Here is a 19,394-nt window from a genome sequence, read left to right on the forward strand (position 1 = left end):
AAAAAAGGGAAAAAATACAATGTTTTTTTAAATAGGGGTAAAACATATAAAGATCCTGCATTTATTCCAACCATCAATGAGGGGGTATATTAAATGTCAAGTGAAATATTAAATAAATTTTTGAAAGAAAATTTGGAAGATTTAAAAGAAAAAGGGCTTTACAACGTTATTGATCCGGTGGAAGGTCCAAACGGTCCGGTAATCACCATTGCAGGCAGAGAGCTAATTAATTTATCATCCAATAATTATTTAGGTTTAGCAACAGATAGACGATTAATAGAGGCTTGCATAGAAGCGACTAAAACATATGGTGTCGGTGCCGGTGCCGTTCGTACGATCAACGGAACGTTAGATATTCATGTCAAATTAGAAGAAAAGCTTGCCGAGTTTAAACATACAGAAGCAGCCATTGCTTATCAATCTGGATTTAACTGTAATATGGCAGCGATTTCAGGAGTGATGGATAAACACGATGCCATTCTTTCAGATGAACTGAATCATGCTTCAATCATTGATGGTTGCCGATTATCCAAGGCGAAAATTATTCCTTTTATCCATTCCGACATGGACGATTTACGGACAAAAGCACGTCAAGCAAAGGAGTCCGGATTGTATAACAAGATCATGATTATTACCGATGGGGTTTTCTCGATGGATGGGGATATTGCCAAGCTTCCTGAAATTGTGAAGATAGCTGAAGAGTTCGATTTAATTACGTATGTTGATGATGCGCATGGTTCAGGTGTATTAGGTAATGGTGCAGGAACGGTAAAACATTTTGGATTATCGGATAAAGTGGATTTCCAAATTGGTACATTATCCAAAGCCATTGGTGTTGTTGGAGGCTATGTAGCAGGAAAGAAAGATTTGATTGATTGGTTAAAAGTGAGAAGCCGTCCATTTTTATTTTCAACGGCTGCCACACCGGGAGCAGTTGCAGCTAGTATAGAAGCCATCGATATTTTGATGAATAGCTCAGAACTTCAAAATAAGCTGTGGGAAAACAGCGATTATTTGAAAAAAGGCCTAAAAGAATTAGGGTTTGATATCGGGGAGAGCGAAACACCGATTACGCCTTGCATTATAGGTGATGAAGCAAAAACGCAGCAATTCAGCAAAAGGCTGAATGAAGAAGGTGTGTATGCTAAATCCATCGTATTCCCTACCGTTCCAAAAGGAACAGGAAGAGTGAGGAATATGCCTACTGCTGCTCATACAAAAGAGATGCTGGATCGTGCAATTGCCATTTATGAAAAAGTAGGAAAAGAGATGTCGATCATATAAGAGATTGCTTGTTTCAGAGTTTAAAACATGGGGAGGGATTTTTGATGAAAAAGGTCTTGGTAACGGGGGCTTTAGGTCAAATTGGTTCAGAATTGACGCTGAAAATGAGAGAGATTTATGGAGCTGACAATATCATTGCAACAGATATTCGAAAAACGGACAGCGATGTTGCTCAATCGGGTCCATTTGAGATATTGGATGTTACAGATGAAAAAGCGATGTATAACATGGCAAAAAAACATGAAGTGGATACGATTATACATTTAGCCGCTTTATTGTCGGCAACAGCTGAAAAGAAGCCGCTTTTAGCTTGGCATTTAAACATGGGCGGATTGGTCAATGCTTTGGAATCTGCAAGAGAACTCGATTGCCAATTATTTACACCTAGTTCCATTGGTGCCTTTGGTCCAACCACTCCTAAAGATTGGACACCGCAAGACATCATTCAACGGCCGAACACGATGTACGGCGTGAACAAAGTATCCGGAGAATTATTATGTGATTATTATCATCATAAATTTGGGGTTGATACGAGAGGTCTTCGATTCCCGGGACTGATTTCGTATGCGACACCTCCTGGCGGCGGAACGACCGACTATGCAGTTGAAATTTACTATGAAGCGATTAAAAACAAGCGATATACTTCTTACATTGATAAGGGAACGTATATGGATATGATGTATATGCCGGACGCTTTAGCAGCCATCATTACATTAATGGAGGCAGATGCCTCAAAATTGAAACATCGGAATTCTTTCAATGTTTCTGCCATGAGCTTTGATCCGGAGCAAATTGCAGCCGAAATTAAAAAGCATATTCCGGAATTTGTCATGAATTATGAAGTCGATCCTGTAAGACAATCCATTGCAGACAGTTGGCCAAATACAATTGATTCAACTTGTGCGAAGGAAGAGTGGGGATTCAAGGCGGAATATGATTTGGAGAAAATGACGAATGATATGTTGTTAAAGCTGAGAATAAAGTCCCTTTTAGTAACAGCATAATAAACCTGCCAGCCGAATAAAAGAGTTGCAATACTCTTTTATTCGGGTTACTTTATACAGGGGAATTTTAATGTTTAAGGGGTGAGCTTTTATAAACGTTAAAAAGTAAGCGCTTTCTATGAAACCTTGAACAGAATTAAGAAATAACATGAAATTTTATGGTAATCTTTCCAACTGTCAGAATGCTTAAGAGTGAAGAATGATTTTATGAGGCAGCTTTAAGAAAGATAAAAAAAGTGGAGCCTGCTATATCATTTCTATACTAAATAGGGAGTGTATTAAGCATCTTGAAAAAATTTCGACTATTAGTAGTGTAGGGGGAAATGGAATGGCAAACAAAGATTTGAATAGGGAGTTGAAAGGTCGTCATATTCAGATGATCGCTTTGGGCGGAACGATTGGTGTCGGTTTATTTATGGGTTCAGCCAGCACGATCCAATGGACAGGCCCGTCTGTAATGTTAGCTTATGCGATATCTGGGCTTTTTATATTCTTGATCATGCGCGCAATGGGGGAAATGTTGTATTTGGAGCCAAGTACAGGTTCATTTGCGACATTTGGTTATAAGTACATTCATCCATTGGCTGGGTATATGACAGCATGGAGTAACTGGTTCCAATGGGTTATTGTCGGGATGGCAGAAATTATTGCAGTGGGGACGTACATGCAGTATTGGTTCCCTGAACTCCCTGCTTGGATTCCAGGTTTAATCGCAATGGTGATTCTTGGAGCAGCGAACTTAATTTCCGTTAAATCCTTTGGGGAAATTGAATTTTGGTTTGCATTGATTAAAATCGTGACAATCATTTTAATGATCGTTGCAGGTTTTGGACTTATCTTCTTTGGATTCGGTAACGGAGGGGAAGCCTTAGGATTATCGAATCTTTGGGAGCATGGCGGTTTATTTACAGGTGGCTGGAAGGGCTTCTTCTTTGCTCTTTCACTGGTGGTTGCCGCTTATCAAGGTGTAGAATTAATTGGGATTACAGCTGGTGAAGCAAAGAATCCGCAAGAAACGATAACGAAAGCGATTCAAAGTACCATTTGGCGTATTTTAATCTTCTATATCGGTGCAATTTTCATTATTGTAACCGTTTACCCTTGGGATCAATTAAGCGCGATTGGCAGTCCATTTGTTGCGACATTTGCGAAGGTTGGTATCACGGCAGCAGCTGGAATCATTAATTTTGTCGTAATCACGGCTGCTATGTCTGGCTGCAATAGTGGTATTTACAGTGCTGGACGCATGCTTTACACATTAGGGATGAATGGACAAGCACCAAAATTCTTTGCTAAAGTATCTAATAGTGGTGTTCCTTTATTCGGTACCTTTGGAGTGATAGTCGGGTTAGCACTTGGGGTTGTATTAAGTTATATTGCACCAGAAAATTTATTTGTGCATGTATACAGTGCGAGTGTACTTCCTGGAATGATTCCATGGTTTGTCATTCTGATCAGTCAAATTAAATTCAGGAAAGTCAAAAAAGCTGAAATGCACAATCATCCATTCAAGATGCCTTTTGCACCTGTTACAAACTACCTGACCATCGCTTTCTTGGTCATGGTATTAATCGGTATGTGGTTTAATGATGAAACACGCATATCACTTATGGTTGGAGTAGGTTTTCTGGCTATCGTTGTAATTAGTTATTTCGCTTTTGGAATAGACAAGCGTGTACAAGCCAATGCTCAGGCAGAGGCTAAGGAAGATAAAGTGGGTTAATCTATCATTCACTTTGGGTTTTTACAAAGGGTTGCTGCGGCAGCCCTTTTCCAATGAAACCAAAAGGGCAGTTCAGTTTTAACAAGAGATGATAAAATGGATTAAAATGATTGCTTCATTGTGAAGTGTGAACTTTTTATGTTCGGATTAAAAATCTTAAGTAAAGGGGAAGTTGACAATGACAACTTCACAGAAGAATATGAGGACTTGCGAAAAGGGACACAAATACTATAAATCCAGCGATTGTCCGACCTGCCCTGTATGTGAGCAGGAACGAAAAACGGACACCGGATTTCTTTCAGTGCTCTCGGCACCTGCCAGACGTGCATTGGAATACAATGGGGTAACCTCTTTACAACAGCTCTCAACATATAGTGAAAAAGAGATTTTGAAATTTCACGGTATGGGACCAGCTTCTTTACCTAAACTTAGGGCTGCTTTGGAGACAGGCGGGTTATCATTCAAAGATTAATCACTTTACTTGGATAAGGGATCAGGAACATCTTTTTTATGATCATCATCCTTGTTAAACTGATAGTAACTCTAAAAAGTGAGGTAACGAAAAATCATGAGTTCCTATACTCCCTATTTTGAATTCAATCGAGAAAAGTGGGCATCTCTGCGAAACCATACTCCTCTTCCTTTAACTGAAGAAGAATTGGATAACTTAAAAGGAATAAATGAAGAAATATCCATTCAGGAAGTAGAAGAGGTTTATTTGCCCTTGACTCGTTTGATCAATTTACATGTTGAAGCATCTCAGCAGCTTAACACAGCCACCACTTCATTTTTAAAAACTGATGTTAAAAAAGTACCTTATATCATTGGGATTGCAGGGAGTGTTGCTGTAGGAAAGAGTACGACAGCAAGGTTGCTTCAGACTTTATTATCTAGATGGGATAATCACAGAAACGTAGGTCTTGTCACTACCGACGGTTTTTTGTACCCAAATGATCTTTTAGAAGAAAAAGGACTCATGAAAAGAAAAGGGTTTCCTGAAAGTTATGATACTCAAAAATTAATCAATCTTATCGGAGATGTAAAAGCAGGAAAAAATAAAGTGGAAGTTCCAATCTACTCACATTTGAAGTATGACATTTTGCCAAATGAAGTGCAGACTATCTGTAATCCGGATATCTTAATAGTGGAAGGTGTTAATGTTCTTCAAGTAGACAAGGAAAACCAAGTATTCGTCAGTGACTTTTTTGATTTCTCACTCTATGTAGATGCAGATGTAAATGACATAGAAAGATGGTATGTTGAAAGGTTCCTTTTACTTCAAAAGACCGCATTTCAAAGTCCTGAATCCTATTTTCATCGTTATATTAACTTGTCTAAGGAACAGGCCATTAAACAAGCGACTCAAATTTGGGATGAAATCAATTTGAAAAATTTACATGAAAATATACTGCCGACAAAAGGACGGGCAAAACTCGTCTTGAAAAAAGGATCAGAACACAAAGTTGAAAATATCTTTATGCGAAAATAATATAATGAATATAAGGAATGTGTATTAGAATAATATTTTTTTGTAATAGCAATAAAGTAAGGAATTTTTTAAAAGGACTATGCTATAAGTCTTAAAATTAGCAATATTATCAATGGTCTTACCTTATATTGGTTTAATTATCAGTAATTATTGGTATTGTTATAATATCTAATAATTGGGTGAAATTTATGATACAAGTTAAAAAGGTAGGAGTTTAACATTTTCAGGAAGGTACTTATTGTTTAGGGAAATGGTTACAAATCCTTCTAATTTCACTTCTGATTTTGTCAATAAATGTGTTTTTTTCGTCGTTTTTCCGATGTGTCAATATTATTTCACTAACAGTTTCTTCCTTCAATAAGGGGAAGTTGCTGAAGAAATCTTTTAATGCGACTATCGGGGCGGATAAGTTTAAGCTAATTTCTTCACAAAATCAATATTTTAACAAAAAAAGTAATAGTAGAATATTTTAATCTATGAAATAATAATAATAGACTATGATATAGTTATAAGGAGACAGAAAAGGTGTGTTCCTTGTTCGTGCCTGGCTTTTTGTGACACCTAAGCAGGAGCGCCTACATCTTTTTTGAAAATATAGGGGATAAGGAAGGTTATAATGAGCAACATACAGAAACAAACAGACGTTATCTTAATTGGCGGCGGAGTCATGAGCGCGACTTTGGGATCATTACTGAAAGAGTTAGCACCGGAATGGGAAATCAAAGTATTTGAGAAGCTTGCAAACGCAGGAGAAGAAAGCTCTAACGAATGGAATAATGCGGGTACGGGTCATTCTGCACTTTGTGAGCTTAACTATACATCCGAAAAATCTGACGGATCTATAGATATAAGCAAAGCAATTAAAATTAATGAACAGTTCCAAGTTTCATTGCAGTTTTGGTCGTATCTTGTAAACTGTAAGCTGATTGATAATCCGCAAGACTTTATCATGCCATTGCCTCATATGAGTATGGTACAAGGGGATAAAAATGTAGCGTTCTTAAAGAAACGTTTTGAAGCGCTGTCAAAAAATCCTCTGTTCAAAGGTATGGAGTTTTCCGATGACCCAGCAAAACTGATGGAATGGATTCCACTTATTATGCAAGACCGTCCATCAAATGATTCTATAGCGGCAACAAAAATTGATTACGGTACTGACGTTAACTTTGGTGCTTTGACACGCATGTTGTTTGACCACTTAAAGACTAAAAACGTCGATATCAAATATAAACATAGTGTTGATAATGTTAAACGGGCTAGCGATGATACATGGGAATTAAAAGTGCGTAATGTCGATACTGGCAGCGTAGAACGCCATAATGCTAAATTCGTCTTTATCGGCGGCGGGGGCGGAAGCTTGCATTTGCTGCAAAAATCCGGTATTCCTGAAGGGAAGCATATCGGCGGATTCCCAGTTAGCGGATACTTCATGGTATGTAATAATCCGGAAGTTGTTGCGCAGCATCATGGAAAAGTATACGGAAAAGCTAAAGTTGGTGCTCCACCAATGTCTGTTCCGCATCTTGATACACGTTTTATCGATAATAAAAAATCGTTGCTTTTTGGACCATTTGCAGGCTTCTCTCCGAAGTTCTTAAAAACAGGTTCAATGCTGGATTTAATAACTTCCGTAAAACCTAATAATGTTTTAACTATGTTGGCGGCAGGCGCAAAAGAGATGCCATTGACAAAATACTTGATCCAGCAAGTTATGTTATCGAAGGAACAGCGCATGGAAGAGTTACGAGAGTTCATCCCGAACGCTAAGAGCGAGGATTGGGATTTAGTAGTGGCTGGCCAACGTGTACAAGTTATCAAAGATACTGCTGAAGGCGGCAAAGGTACACTTCAATTTGGTACGGAAGTTGTCAGTGCATCCGATGGCTCGATTGCAGCATTGCTAGGTGCTTCTCCAGGGGCTTCTACTGCTGTTCATGTTATGCTTGAGGTAATTAATAAATGCTTCCCGCAACGTATGGAAGAGTGGGAACCGAAAATTAAAGAAATGATTCCTTCTTATGGAGAGTCACTAATGGAAAATACTGAGCTTCTGCACGAAATTCAAACTTCAACATCAGAGACGCTTGGTCTAAGCAAAAAAAAAGAGCTAGTTTATAGTTAATTTTTGGATACTGAAGTAACATTGAAATTAAAAATAACAGAACCTTTAATCTATCATTGATTGAAGGTTCTTTTTTTGTTTTAAAGCCTTATTCATTTAAGGATGCTTATTTGTAGGCAAACACGAAGAAAATTGAGTTTATGGCGCTAGTACAATTTGGACGTTGATTGGAACGAGAGGCAATCTCTTTCCGCGGGCGGTCCGGGAGCCTCCTCCGCTTGTGCCTGCGGGGTCTCCCCTAGACGCGCTTTTCTAAGAAGAAGTCTCGTACACCCGCTCCAATCAACCTAGTTCTAACTTTAGATAGAACCCTCTTGTCTACAAACTGAGGAATGCTATTATAGCATCCCTAAAGATTTCTGCTTCTAATGTATCTTTGAATTTATTTGGGAAATGGTTTCTTTATCGCAAATAATGAAAAGCTGTGCATCATCGGGAATTCGTGCATCTAATTTTTGGTTTATGTTAAGATCACCACGATCTGCTACCAGTGTGGCTCCTTTGTTAAGAAGATCTATAAACGCATCACGATAGGTTAGCCATTCATCTTGTTTAGGAATCTCATACATAGTTTCCTCATATTTCGTGCTCATAAGTTCTGAATACATGTGGGTGACTCCATGAGAAAATAATGATCGTACTGCTGCGTGGGAGATCATTTCTTGCGTAGGAATAAACTCGTCCACCTTTACACGCTCGAATAAACGAATATGCTTTTGATTGATCACCTCGGCTGTGACATGGATGGACGTATTTGTTTTTTCTTCAATGGCCGTTATGGCAGTGGCAACTAATAATGTCTTTCCATCGACAAGTAACGGATCCTTTGTAGCATAATTATCTTGTGTAATTTGGTCAGCAAAAATGATAACGCCTTTTGCTTTAGGCAGATTTGCACGGAGTAATGTTTCTTCATCGGTGGCATCCCCGCGAACATAAAACAGACGCTCCTCCATCATAGGAGCTTTTTCCAAGTTATCAATGATTACAATATCAATGGTTTCATCAGATTTAAAAATTTCTTGGAGTGCAGATTTTGACTTAACACTCCACCCAATCAAAATGATATGATTTTTACCTGTATATTTCATTTTTCCACCAACTTTACGTTTTTCGATAAGATATACAGATTTAATGATTTTTCCAATAAAAAGACTAACAAGCCCAATACCAGTGATGTAAAGACCAATGGTAAATGCTTTTCCAAGATCGGTGACTGGTGCATAGTCCCCAAAACCAACCGTAGCAAGCGTTGTAAGAACCCAGTAAACTGAGGTTAAATATGATTCGAACGTCTGTGGCTCTATTGAAAAAGCAACATACGCAGCAACTAATATGTATAAAATGGCAAATGGTATAAAGATTCTACCTCTTAATTTAATCAGGTAATATATTATTTTTTTTACCTTAATTCTCATCATACCCATCCTAGTTTTCAAGTCATCGATTAAATTTATAGTTCCCCAATTTAACAATTAAATAAACGTAAGTGTAAAAAAACTATTTTTTACCTAAGCAAGAAGCAAAAGAAAACTGTTTAAAATAACGTTCAGCTCATTTTCTTAAGCAAAGAAATGGGCAGATCGTTGAGAATTCCATTGGGTTTCATCTGCAGAAGTTTAATAGACCACACAATCAGTATAAGTTTTTTGCACCAAAACCACGCATTCGGCTATTAAATTTTGCTCTAATTTTAATATAGATTATAAAATGAACAATATCAGATGAATTTTTGTAAATAAATTATAAAATAATCATCAAAAAATAAAATTATTATTTGAATTTTCAGTATACAATGAATGTTAAATAACGAGGAGGTCCATCAAAATGAAAGCGGATACAATAAGTGGAATAATGACTTTATGAAGGAACAGGATTGCATACAAAAGACAGTACTTGTCATATTAATGAACAATCGGAATATAGCTGAGCCCCAGATGGCGGGTATAAGGCGGGATTGGAAAGCGGCACATAACTGGGAGTGTTTGGCTTCGAATCCTCAATAAGAGCTGGAAGAGGGTGAAAGCTCTGGGGAATCCTAACGATGCACCACGGGCAATGGCATTTGTGAAACAGGATTGGCCCAATAATAAATAAAGTTCCAAGGCTTTTCTTCCCGTATTCTGCTGGTTAGGCTAGGGGGGCGTGCCGAATTTTAATTTTAAACGATATGGCGGCAAGCGGAGAACTAAAAGCCCTATCGTAATCGAACGTTGTATTCTGGTCCTGTTGCCTTACCAAATCGTGAGACAGGAGCGATAAGAGGATCGGATGTGGGTATGACGCCAAGAATTTACCCAGCATGCAATTATATAATAGGGGGAATAATTATGGGATCACCAAATGTGGCGACAAATACGAAACAAGAGAAGCCGCAAATTCAATCAACTACTAATATACTGAAGTTTATCATATATAGTTTAATAGGAAGTTTTATGTTTTTTATTCCTATTACCATAAATGGTGTTTCAAGCATACCAATTGATCATATAGTAACATGGATCAAAGTAACCTTGCCGTCAGCCGTTCCTATTTATGCTCTTATTGTCATTCTATTAGGAGCTGTCTATCCATTTATTTCAAAAAGCTGGAGCAAGGATAAGGTATCAATAGTTTTTTCTTTCTTAAAAGTAATAGGTGCTGTTGTTGCGATCTTAATATATTTCAAGATTGGGCCCGAATGGTTAATGGCCCCAAGTATGGGTCCTTTCCTTTTCGAAAAACTTGTCATACCTGTAGGACTTGTCGTTCCTTTTGGTGCTCTATTTTTGGCGCTTCTCATTGGATACGGGCTTCTTGAATTTTTGGGTGTATTGATGCAGCCAATCATGAGGCCGATATTTAAAACGCCGGGGCGTTCAGCAGTTGATATGGTCGCTGATTTAGCAGGAAGCTACTCCATTGGTATGCTTATTACGAATCGACTATATAAAGAAGGAAAATATACGCTTAAAGAAGCCGCTATTATTGCAACTGGTTTTTCAACCGTTTCAGCAACGTTCATGATTGTTGTAGCAAAGACTCTCGGGCTTATGGACATATGGTCCCTTTTCTTTTGGGTTTCTTTAGGGATAACGTACCTTGTCACTGCCATTACCGTACGTATTTGGCCATTAAATAAAATGAGCGACGATTATTATTCGGATAATGCCGATCCAGAAGAGGTTATCAAAGAAGGACTTCTCAAAAACGCCTGGTATAGTGCGATGGTGGGAGCAAACAATTCGGTAAGTCTTGGCAGAAATTTATGGGATAACTTAAAGGACGGTTTTCTTATGACAATGAGCATTCTGCCGTCCATTTTATCCGTTGGTCTCATTAGCCTTGTATTAGCGGAGTATACTCCAGTATTTAATTTACTTGGCTATCTTTTTTACCCATTTACTTGGGCATTGCAAATACCTGAACCATTTTTGGCTGCAAAAGCTTCAGCTATAGGAATTGCAGAAATGTTCCTGCCGGCGCTTCTCGTAGTTGATGCACCTCTGGTAACTAAGTTCATTATTGCCGTGGTATCTGTATCATCCATATTGTTCTTTTCAGCGACGATACCTTGTATCCTATCAACCGAAATCCCAATCAGCATTACGAAGTTGATTGTAATCTGGTTTGAACGGACGCTCATCACGTTAATTATTACTGCACCTATCGCAATATTGCTGCTTTAGTACGAATCAACGAATCTTAATTCGATCACAAATCGTACGGGTGCGTTCGTATTATAAGGTCGACCAGTAAAATTACTGGTTGACCTTTTTTAATAGAATCTTTTATATCAGTAGGCATGGTGGAACGTACAGGTGCGCGGGGCATTTGAAGGCTTGTAGGGACGTAGAATAAATTATTTGGAACAGCATCATCAAAGAAAAGGATTTTGAGTTTATATGTTTCTAACAAAACAAATTTATATCTTTCGAGAATTTCGACATTATATTGACAATAATATAGTTACTCATTAGAATTGATAAAGATTCTCAATATGGTACTGGGAGGCACCAATGTCATGTCAAAAAGAAGAAACAGCAAACAAGTGTTATTTATATCCGCAATCGTTTTAATTTTATCAACGCTTTTACTTGGATGTACAAATGAATCAAAAGAAAATTCAACTTCAAATAAAGACAGTAAAGACATGCTTACTTTGGCTTGGCCGAGGGATATAGGTGAAATGAATCCGCATGTCTATAATCCTTCTCAATTATTCGCTACATCAATGATATATGAGCCTTTGGTCAGCTACCAAGATGGAGGCGAGCTGAAACCGCATTTAGCTGAATCTTGGGAAATTTCCAAGGATGGGAAGGAATATACGTTCAACCTCCGTCATGATGTGAAATTTTCTGACGGTACGAGCTTTAATGCTGAAATTGTGAAAAAGAACTTTGATACAATATTGAAAAATGTTGATTTACATAGTTGGTTGGGCTTTATTCCGAAAGTGGATCAAACGGAAGTAATTGACCAAAACACATTTAAACTAACATTAAAGGAGCCATATTATCCTACTATTCAAGAGTTAGCCGTCGTTCGTCCAGTCCGATTCTTAGGTGATGCTGGATTCCCTAAAGATGGTGACACTTCAAAAGGTGTTACAAAACCAGTCGGTACAGGCCCATGGGTTTTGGAAGAACATAAAGCAGATGAATATGCTATTTTCAAACGCAATGAAAATTATTGGGGTGAACTCCCTAAAGTAAAGAAAATCAAAGTCAAGATCATTCCTGATGCGGAAACCCGTGTTCTTGCTTTTGAAAAAGGTGACCTAGACCTAATTTATGGTGAAGGTGCTATCAGTCTGGATGCTTTCAAACAATTAGAAACAACAGGTAACTATGAGACTAGTATTTCTGATCCGGTTGCGACAAGACAACTAGTTATGAATACGAAGAAAGAACAACTTTCAGATTTACGTGTTCGTCAAGCATTACAATATGGATTTAATAAAAAAGCAATGGTTGACGGAGTTACTTCTGGGTTGGAAGAGAAGGCAGATTTCATTTTACCGACAAACTTCCCGTATACTTCAGACATTGATGTAACAGCGATTGATTATAATGTCGAAAAAGCAAAAGCTTTATTAGATGAAGCAGGATGGAAGCTTCCAAAAGGAAAAAACGTTCGTGAGAAAGACGGAAAGCCACTTGAAATCGAGTTAATGTACGACTCTGCAGAATCGATTCAAAAAGCAATGGCCGAAACATTACAATCTGAGTGGGCGGCACTAGGTGTTAAATTAAATATCGTTGGAGTTGAGCTTACGGTACAAATTGAAAGATTCAAAGCTAATGATTTTGAATTGAATTTCTTTAGTAACTATGGCGCTCCATATGATCCACATACTTTCGTAAATGTCGTTGGTTCAGAAGGGTTTGGTTTTAACGAAGCCATTTCATCTTATCCGAACAGAGATGAGTTGTTAAAACAAATTGCAGATGTTCCTGGAACAACAGATGAAAAAGAACGTCAAGAACTTTACTCAACTATTTTGGAATCACTGCAAGACCAAGGAGCGATTGTGCCTATTTCTTATATTAAGAAAATAGCTGTTTACCAAAAAGATGTATCTAATTTTACATTCCCTGCTAACCGGGATGAACATCCATTCACAGGAATTAGCATCGAGAAGTAAGTTACAGGAGGGTTTTCATGGGCACTTATATCTTGAAACGAATTATGGCCATTATTCCTATCTTTCTTTTGGCCACTCTTCTAACGTTTGGAATGATTCACCTTTCACCCGTGGACCCAGCTGAGGCATATTTATCTGCAGCACATATCCAATCTACAGATGAGATATTGGCTCAGAAAAGACATGAGTTCGGCTTAGATCAACCCCTCCATGTTCAATATGTAAATTCTATTATTAAGATATGCCAATTTGATTTTGGCATATCTTATCTTTCGAATAAACCTGTTTGGGAAGAGGTTACCTATCGAATGCCAGCGACCATTCAGTTAGCTTTAGGTAGCATCATATTAGCTATCCTGGTCAGTGTCCCTCTTGGGTTTTTGGCAGGCATAAAGAAAAACAGTGGTATTGACCATTTTAGTCGCCTTCTCTCTTTTTTCGGGGCGTCCATCCCTTCTTTTTGGCTTGGTTATTTATTGATTTTTTTCTTTTCTGTTAAACTCGACCTATTTCCTGTCGAAGGAATCGGGACTTGGCAACATCTGGTTCTTCCTTCCGTTACTTTAGCTTTGCCATTAATAGCTTTGTATACTCGACTATTACGTGCTAGCGTTCTTGAAAATTTACAGGAACCTTATGTCCTTTTTGCACGCACAAGAGGGATTCATAAAAAAGTCATTATGGGAAAACATGTATTGAGAATAGCCATATCCCCTATGATTACTGGACTGGGGATGAATTTAGGAAAGCTGCTGACTGGAACCATTATCGTCGAAGCGGTTTTTTCCTGGCCAGGATTTGGTCGTTATTTCATTGAAGCTATTTTTAATCGGGATGTTCCTGTCATTCAATGCTATGTGCTTTTAGCTGCAGGACTATTCATTTTTAGCAACTTGATTGTTGACCTAATCCAAATGTGTATCGACCCACGCATCTCCAGAAAAGGAGGGCAACGTCAATGATAACAAGTCTTCGTATTATGATGAGAAGTCAGAAAGTGATTGTCCTTTGTTCAATAATATTATGCTTCCTATTTATCATCACCATCTTGGCTCCATGGATTGCACCTAATGATCCTATTGCTGTCAATTTAGCTAATAAACTACAGCCATCTTCCTTTGAGTATCCATTGGGAACGGATCATTTAGGACGATGTACGTTATCACGCATCTTATATGGTGCTCGCATTTCGTTAGGATTTGCTACATTAATCTTTATTTCATCTTTAGGCATCGGTTTGATTGTCGGAACCATTGCTGGTTATAAAGGTGGATGGGTGGACCAGGTGCTAATGAGACTGTGTGATGGTGTTATGGCATTTCCGAATCTTTTGCTCATTCTTGGCCTTGTTGGTATATTGGGACCTGGCCTTAAACAGGTCATCATAGCATTGATGCTTGTGCAATGGGTGTATTATGCGAGAATTTTCCGAGGAATGGTGCTTAGTCTAAAAGAACAAAACTATATAGCGGCAGCTAAAATAAGCGGTTCTTCTCAATGGAAGATAATAAAGAAACATATTGTTCCAAATGTTCTTCCTCCGCTCGCTGTTATGGGTACATTAGAAATGGGTTGGGCAATCATGGATATATCGGCCATGTCGTTTCTAGGTTTGGGCGTGCAACCCCCTACACCAGAATGGGGAGCAATGATTCATGAAGGGAAATCCTATATTCGGACGAATCCAGAATTAATGCTATATCCAGGTTTGATGATTATGCTTGTTGTCGTCACCTTCAATTTATTAGGCGAAGCGCTATCAGAACGTTTTGGAGTCAAACGTCGTTAATAAAAAGGAATGAGAAGATTGAGAACAGAACGGTCGAATGTATTAACAGTGAGCGATCTACATGTACAAGTACAAACAAAGGAAGGTGCTTCCACCCTCGTTCAGGATATTAATTTTGAACTGGAAAAAGGGAAGGTATTGGGTCTTGTTGGGGAAAGTGGGAGTGGTAAAACAGTTACGAGTATGTCCATTCTACAGCTTCTTGACCGGAAAACAACGACAATTAAAGGGAGCATTACCCTCCAAGGACGAGAATTGAATGGTTTGGACGATAAAGAAATACGTGAAATCCGTGGCAAGGATATTGCCTTTATTATGCAAAATCCGATGAATGCATTTACGCCTGTTTTTACAATTGGCAATCAATTTATCGAAACGATTAGGTCTCATACCTCATTGAATAAAAAACAAGCAAAAGAGCTTGCCATCGATGCGATGCAAAATGTAAACCTGCCAGATCCCGCGAAACTATTAAAAAGCTATCCTTTTCAATTGAGTGGAGGTATGCTTCAACGCGTGATGATTGCGATGGCCGCATGTTTAAATCCTACCGTTATTATTGCTGATGAGCCGACAACTGCACTCGACGTTCATAACCAATTACAAGTACTTCGCCACTTGGATAAAATTCGTTCTGAATATGGAACATCCATTTTACTCATTTCTCATGATTTAGGAGTAATTTCTGAAATGGCAGATGATGTAGTCGTTATGCAACATGGCAGAATTGTAGAAACTGCAAATGTATTTGAATTATTTGATAATCCGCAGCATGAGTATACCAAGAAACTGCTAAATGCCCGCCTTAGCATTAAACATGAAGAACCTATCACCCATATGTTGTGATATATGGACTGCATTCTTTTGAGGGGTGAATAAATGAGTTTATTACAAGTAAAAGCAGTAACTCATAGCTATAATTCTCATACGTTTTTAAAATGGAAAGAGCATTCTAAAAAAGTACTCACTGACATTTCCCTCTCTATAGACGAAGGAACATGTTTAGGGCTACTTGGCACGAGTGGAGCTGGAAAAAGTACATTAGGAAAAGTGATCCTTGGTTTAGAACGTCCACAGCAAGGACAGGTTCTGTTTCAAGGGCATGATATCTATACTGCTGATAAGCTTACCCGACAAAAGATACGCCGAGATCTACAAGTCGTCTTTCAGGATTCATATTCAGCTGTCAATCCACGAATGACAGCCGAAAGTATTATAAGCGAGCCATTAGAAAACTATGAAAAACTAACCGTAGCCGAACAAAAAAGGACGGTTATTGAGTTATTGGAAAGAGTGGGCCTAAGTGAGAAGGATTTGAAAAAATACCCACACCAATTTAGCGGTGGACAATTGCAAAGGATTAATATTGCTAGAGCAATCTCTCTTAAGCCACTGCTAATCGTCTTGGACGAATCCGTAAGCAGTCTGGATATGGTTAATCAAACACTGATTTTAGAATTATTAAGTGAGTTGAAAAAAGACTTCGGCTTATCTTATCTATTTATTACACATGATATTAAAGCGGCTTATTCAATCTCTGATACTTTGGGTGTACTGGAAAAAGGAGAATTAATCGAGCATTACAATTCTAAAGATCAGTTTTTTTCGTCAGAACATCCTGTCGTTAAACAGATGAGAAGTTCTATACTCGCTGAGCATCCGCGTTTTCGTTCTCTTCCGACGGGGACTAACTAGACTTAGTCTGAAAGGATATTTATTGATTAGAAGGCCTCGATTTCAGTTTGATAATCGAGGCTCTTGTTTATATTGCTTCTGAAGCACATATTGTAGGGCATAAAAGGAACCATAATGGTTCCTTTTATTTGTTGCATCGATAATCAATCTTCCATTGATCTTAAATGGGTGTCTCCTATTAGGGATTTCAAAAACTGGCCTGGTAAACCATATCCTTTTTCTATTTTCCATCACTGAAACAATATTAGGAAAAACATCCATAAAAATTATTTGGAGAAAATAATATTTATTCTAAAAATTCATATTATAATACTTTATTCTTATGCTATATTATAGGGAGAATTATTTATTATCACGTATAATTTAAGAATTGGAGTGATTTGAATGAAGAAACTTGGTTTACTTAGTATGTTTTTGATTCTAACTATCTTTATCTCGGCTTGTGCAACCAATGAAGAAAAAAATGCAGGTGAGGAAAAGAAACCTGAAAAGGTATATAAAGTTGGTGTGGATACGACTTATCCTCCTTTTGAATTTAAAGAGGGGAACGACTATAAAGGTATTGATATTGAATTGATCAATGCAATCGCAAAAGACCAGGATTTTAAAATCAAATTGTCTCCAATGGATTTCGGTGGAATCATCCCGGCTATGCAAGCCAATCAGCTTGATGTGGCCATTGCGGGAATGAGCATTACAGAGGAAAGAAAAAAGGTAGTGGATTTCTCGACTCCGTATTTTGATGCAGGATTAACGATTGTTGTTAAAAAAGAGAATACAAGCACTAAAACTGTTAAAGATCTTAAAGGAAAAACCATTGCAGTGAAAAAAGGAACAACAGGTGCTAAATATGCACAGGATAATGCTACGAAACTAGGAATTAAAGTTGTTCAATTCAATGATAGTCCAGCGATGTTCCAGGAAGTGGCCAATGGCAACGCCGATGCCCTTATTGAAGATTACCCGGTTATCTCCTATGCGATCGCCCAAAAAGATCTTGGGTTGAAAATCGTAGGTGACCGTTTGAATGGTGACCAATATGGAATTGCTGTATTGAAAGGGCAAAACGAGGATCTATTGAAGAAAATAAATGATGGACTTGCCAATCTTAAAAAAGACGGCACGTATGATGAAATAATAAAAACGTATCTTGGTGAATAAACAATAGATTAAAGCTCAATAAGCGCGCTTATGGCGCGCTTTCTTTTTCAAAGGGGTGAAAGAAATGGATATAATTGTTGCGGCATTGCCTATTTTATTAAAAGGACTTCAGGTGACACTTTATATCTTTGTGATTGCCATTATCCTAGGTTTTTTGATTGGTTTACTTGTCGCGTTGCTGCGACTTGCCCCCATCAAAATCTTGAACTGGATTGCAAAGGTTTATGTGGATGCGATACGAGGGACACCGTTCATCGTTCAGTTATTTTTTATCTATTTTGGTGTGAATTCACTGAATTTGATTTCTTTGGACAGTACAACAGCTGGTATAATTACCGTTGCAATCAATGCAGGGGCATATTTTGCTGAAATAATAAGGGCTGGGATACAATCCATCGATAAAGGACAAACGGAAGCGGCAAGATCCATCGGGTTCACTGGAACTCAAACAATGAGATATGTCGTGCTTCCGCAAGCGTTCAGAAGGATGCTCCCTACCATTACGAACCAATCGATCATTAGCTTGAAAGACACTTCTCTATTATCCGTCATTGGTATAGCCGATTTAACCCAGCAAGGTCAGATTCAAGCTTCGGCAACCTTTGAAGCGTTCAAGATTTGGCTGGCCGTTGGTGTGATTTACTTTATCATCATCTATTTGTTAACCCTAATTGCTAATTTCATAGAAAGGAGGGTACAAGTTCGATGAGCATCATTACTGTAAAAAACCTGAGAAAATCATTTGGAACTGTCGAGGTTTTAAAAGATATCAACGCAGAAGTGCAGGAAAAGGAAGTAATTTGCGTAATAGGCCCTTCTGGATCTGGAAAGAGTACCTTCCTGCGTTGCCTGAATCTCCTTGAGGAGGTTACGGGCGGTGAGGTGGTCATTAACGGACATGATATAACCGATCCTAAAAGGAAAATCAATATAAACAAAGTCCGGCAAGAGGTTGGAATGGTTTTTCAACATTTCAATCTATTTCCCCATAAAACCGTTTTGGAGAACATAACCTTGGGTCCTATTAAAATTCGTGCCACCGATAAAGCGGAAGCGAGAAGGTTAGCGCTTGAGTTATTGGATAAGGTTGGTCTGAAGGAAAAAGCAAATAGCTATCCAGGGGAACTTTCCGGCGGACAAAAACAGCGGGTCGCAATCGCAAGGGCATTGGCGATGAATCCGAAGATCATGCTATTTGATGAACCGACTTCGGCCCTTGACCCTGAAATGGTCGGCGATGTTTTGGAGGTAATGAAACAACTTGCAAAAGAAGGCATGACAATGGTCGTTGTTACGCATGAAATGGGCTTTGCCCGGGAAGTCGGGGACAGGGTGATATTCATGGATGGAGGGTATATCGTGGAAGAAAATGAGCCGAATGAATTATTCGGTAACCCTCAGCACGAAAGAACGAAAGCATTCTTGAGCAAAGTGCTTTAACGGAAAGCACTATAAGAGATGATGTAAATCATGAATGAAGTTGTGCATGAAGACAAAG

General features: G+C 38.3%; 16 protein-coding genes. 15 read left to right on the top strand and 1 reads right to left on the bottom strand.

Annotated elements, in window-relative coordinates; genetic code table 11:
- The first annotated feature begins 93 nt into the window (after positions 1-93).
- The 6 genes from ACYP5M_RS16915 (at position 94) to ACYP5M_RS16940 (ending at position 7,622) form a co-directional block, all read left to right on the top strand.
- On the top strand, positions 94-1,284 hold the full coding sequence (locus tag ACYP5M_RS16915; RefSeq protein ID WP_241589991.1) for a glycine C-acetyltransferase: 1,191 nt from the start codon (positions 94-96) through the stop codon (positions 1,282-1,284).
- 44 nt (positions 1,285-1,328) lie between these two features.
- A complete protein-coding gene (locus ACYP5M_RS16920; RefSeq protein WP_101224864.1) occupies positions 1,329-2,288 on the top strand; it encodes an L-threonine 3-dehydrogenase in 960 nt (319 codons plus the stop codon).
- A 328-nt stretch (positions 2,289-2,616) separates the two neighbouring features.
- Complete coding sequence (locus ACYP5M_RS16925; protein WP_459735299.1) at positions 2,617-4,011, top strand: amino acid permease; 1,395 nt, start codon at positions 2,617-2,619, stop codon at positions 4,009-4,011.
- Positions 4,012-4,189: 178 nt separating this feature from the next.
- Positions 4,190-4,483: an RNA polymerase alpha subunit C-terminal domain-containing protein gene (locus tag ACYP5M_RS16930; protein ID WP_452444908.1), complete on the top strand. Its 294-nt coding sequence runs from the start codon at positions 4,190-4,192 to the stop codon at positions 4,481-4,483.
- 96 nt (positions 4,484-4,579) lie between these two features.
- On the top strand, positions 4,580-5,500 hold the full coding sequence (coaA, locus tag ACYP5M_RS16935) for a type I pantothenate kinase (RefSeq protein ID WP_101224861.1): 921 nt from the start codon (positions 4,580-4,582) through the stop codon (positions 5,498-5,500).
- A 616-nt stretch (positions 5,501-6,116) separates the two neighbouring features.
- Positions 6,117-7,622, top strand: a complete 1,506-nt coding sequence (locus tag ACYP5M_RS16940) for a malate:quinone oxidoreductase (RefSeq protein WP_434168445.1) — start codon at positions 6,117-6,119, stop codon at positions 7,620-7,622.
- A gap of 365 nt (positions 7,623-7,987) precedes the next feature.
- On the opposite strand, the gene ACYP5M_RS16945 is transcribed toward ACYP5M_RS16940, so the two are convergent.
- The gene (locus ACYP5M_RS16945; RefSeq protein WP_434168446.1) at positions 7,988-9,040 is read right to left on the bottom strand and encodes an ion channel; all 1,053 of its coding nucleotides are present in this window, start codon (positions 9,038-9,040) and stop codon (positions 7,988-7,990) included.
- 912 nt (positions 9,041-9,952) lie between these two features.
- Here ACYP5M_RS16945 and ACYP5M_RS16950 point away from each other — a divergent pair.
- From ACYP5M_RS16950 to ACYP5M_RS16990, 9 genes are all read left to right on the top strand, one after another.
- Positions 9,953-11,290, top strand: a complete 1,338-nt coding sequence (locus ACYP5M_RS16950) for a YjiH family protein (RefSeq protein ID WP_230177831.1) — start codon at positions 9,953-9,955, stop codon at positions 11,288-11,290.
- 335 nt (positions 11,291-11,625) lie between these two features.
- Positions 11,626-13,251 carry a nickel ABC transporter substrate-binding protein gene (nikA, locus tag ACYP5M_RS16955; protein ID WP_434168447.1) on the top strand — a complete coding sequence of 542 codons (1,626 nt, stop codon included), beginning with the start codon at positions 11,626-11,628 and terminating at the stop codon, positions 13,249-13,251.
- 17 nt (positions 13,252-13,268) lie between these two features.
- Positions 13,269-14,213 (top strand): nickel ABC transporter permease subunit NikB, encoded by a 945-nt coding sequence (gene nikB, locus ACYP5M_RS16960; protein WP_101224856.1) that lies wholly within the window; start codon positions 13,269-13,271, stop codon positions 14,211-14,213.
- Entirely contained in the window at positions 14,210-15,040 is an 831-nt protein-coding gene (gene nikC / locus ACYP5M_RS16965) for a nickel ABC transporter permease subunit NikC (protein WP_101224855.1), read from the top strand. The genes nikB and nikC overlap by 4 nt, the downstream gene beginning before the upstream one ends.
- Before the next feature lie 18 nt (positions 15,041-15,058).
- Positions 15,059-15,886 carry a nickel import ATP-binding protein NikD gene (gene nikD / locus ACYP5M_RS16970; protein ID WP_230177829.1) on the top strand — a complete coding sequence of 276 codons (828 nt, stop codon included), beginning with the start codon at positions 15,059-15,061 and terminating at the stop codon, positions 15,884-15,886.
- Positions 15,887-15,919: 33 nt separating this feature from the next.
- Positions 15,920-16,735, top strand: a complete 816-nt coding sequence (gene nikE / locus ACYP5M_RS16975) for a nickel import ATP-binding protein NikE (RefSeq protein ID WP_459735300.1) — start codon at positions 15,920-15,922, stop codon at positions 16,733-16,735.
- 384 nt (positions 16,736-17,119) lie between these two features.
- On the top strand, positions 17,120-17,896 hold the full coding sequence (locus ACYP5M_RS16980) for a transporter substrate-binding domain-containing protein (RefSeq protein WP_434168449.1): 777 nt from the start codon (positions 17,120-17,122) through the stop codon (positions 17,894-17,896).
- Positions 17,897-17,960: 64 nt separating this feature from the next.
- The gene (locus ACYP5M_RS16985) at positions 17,961-18,605 is read left to right on the top strand and encodes an amino acid ABC transporter permease (RefSeq protein WP_076370951.1); all 645 of its coding nucleotides are present in this window, start codon (positions 17,961-17,963) and stop codon (positions 18,603-18,605) included.
- A complete protein-coding gene (locus ACYP5M_RS16990) occupies positions 18,602-19,336 on the top strand; it encodes an amino acid ABC transporter ATP-binding protein (protein WP_101224851.1) in 735 nt (244 codons plus the stop codon). The genes ACYP5M_RS16985 and ACYP5M_RS16990 overlap by 4 nt, the downstream gene beginning before the upstream one ends.
- Positions 19,337-19,394 lie beyond the last annotated feature (58 nt).

It is taken from the genome of Peribacillus sp. N1 (assembly GCF_054600815.1).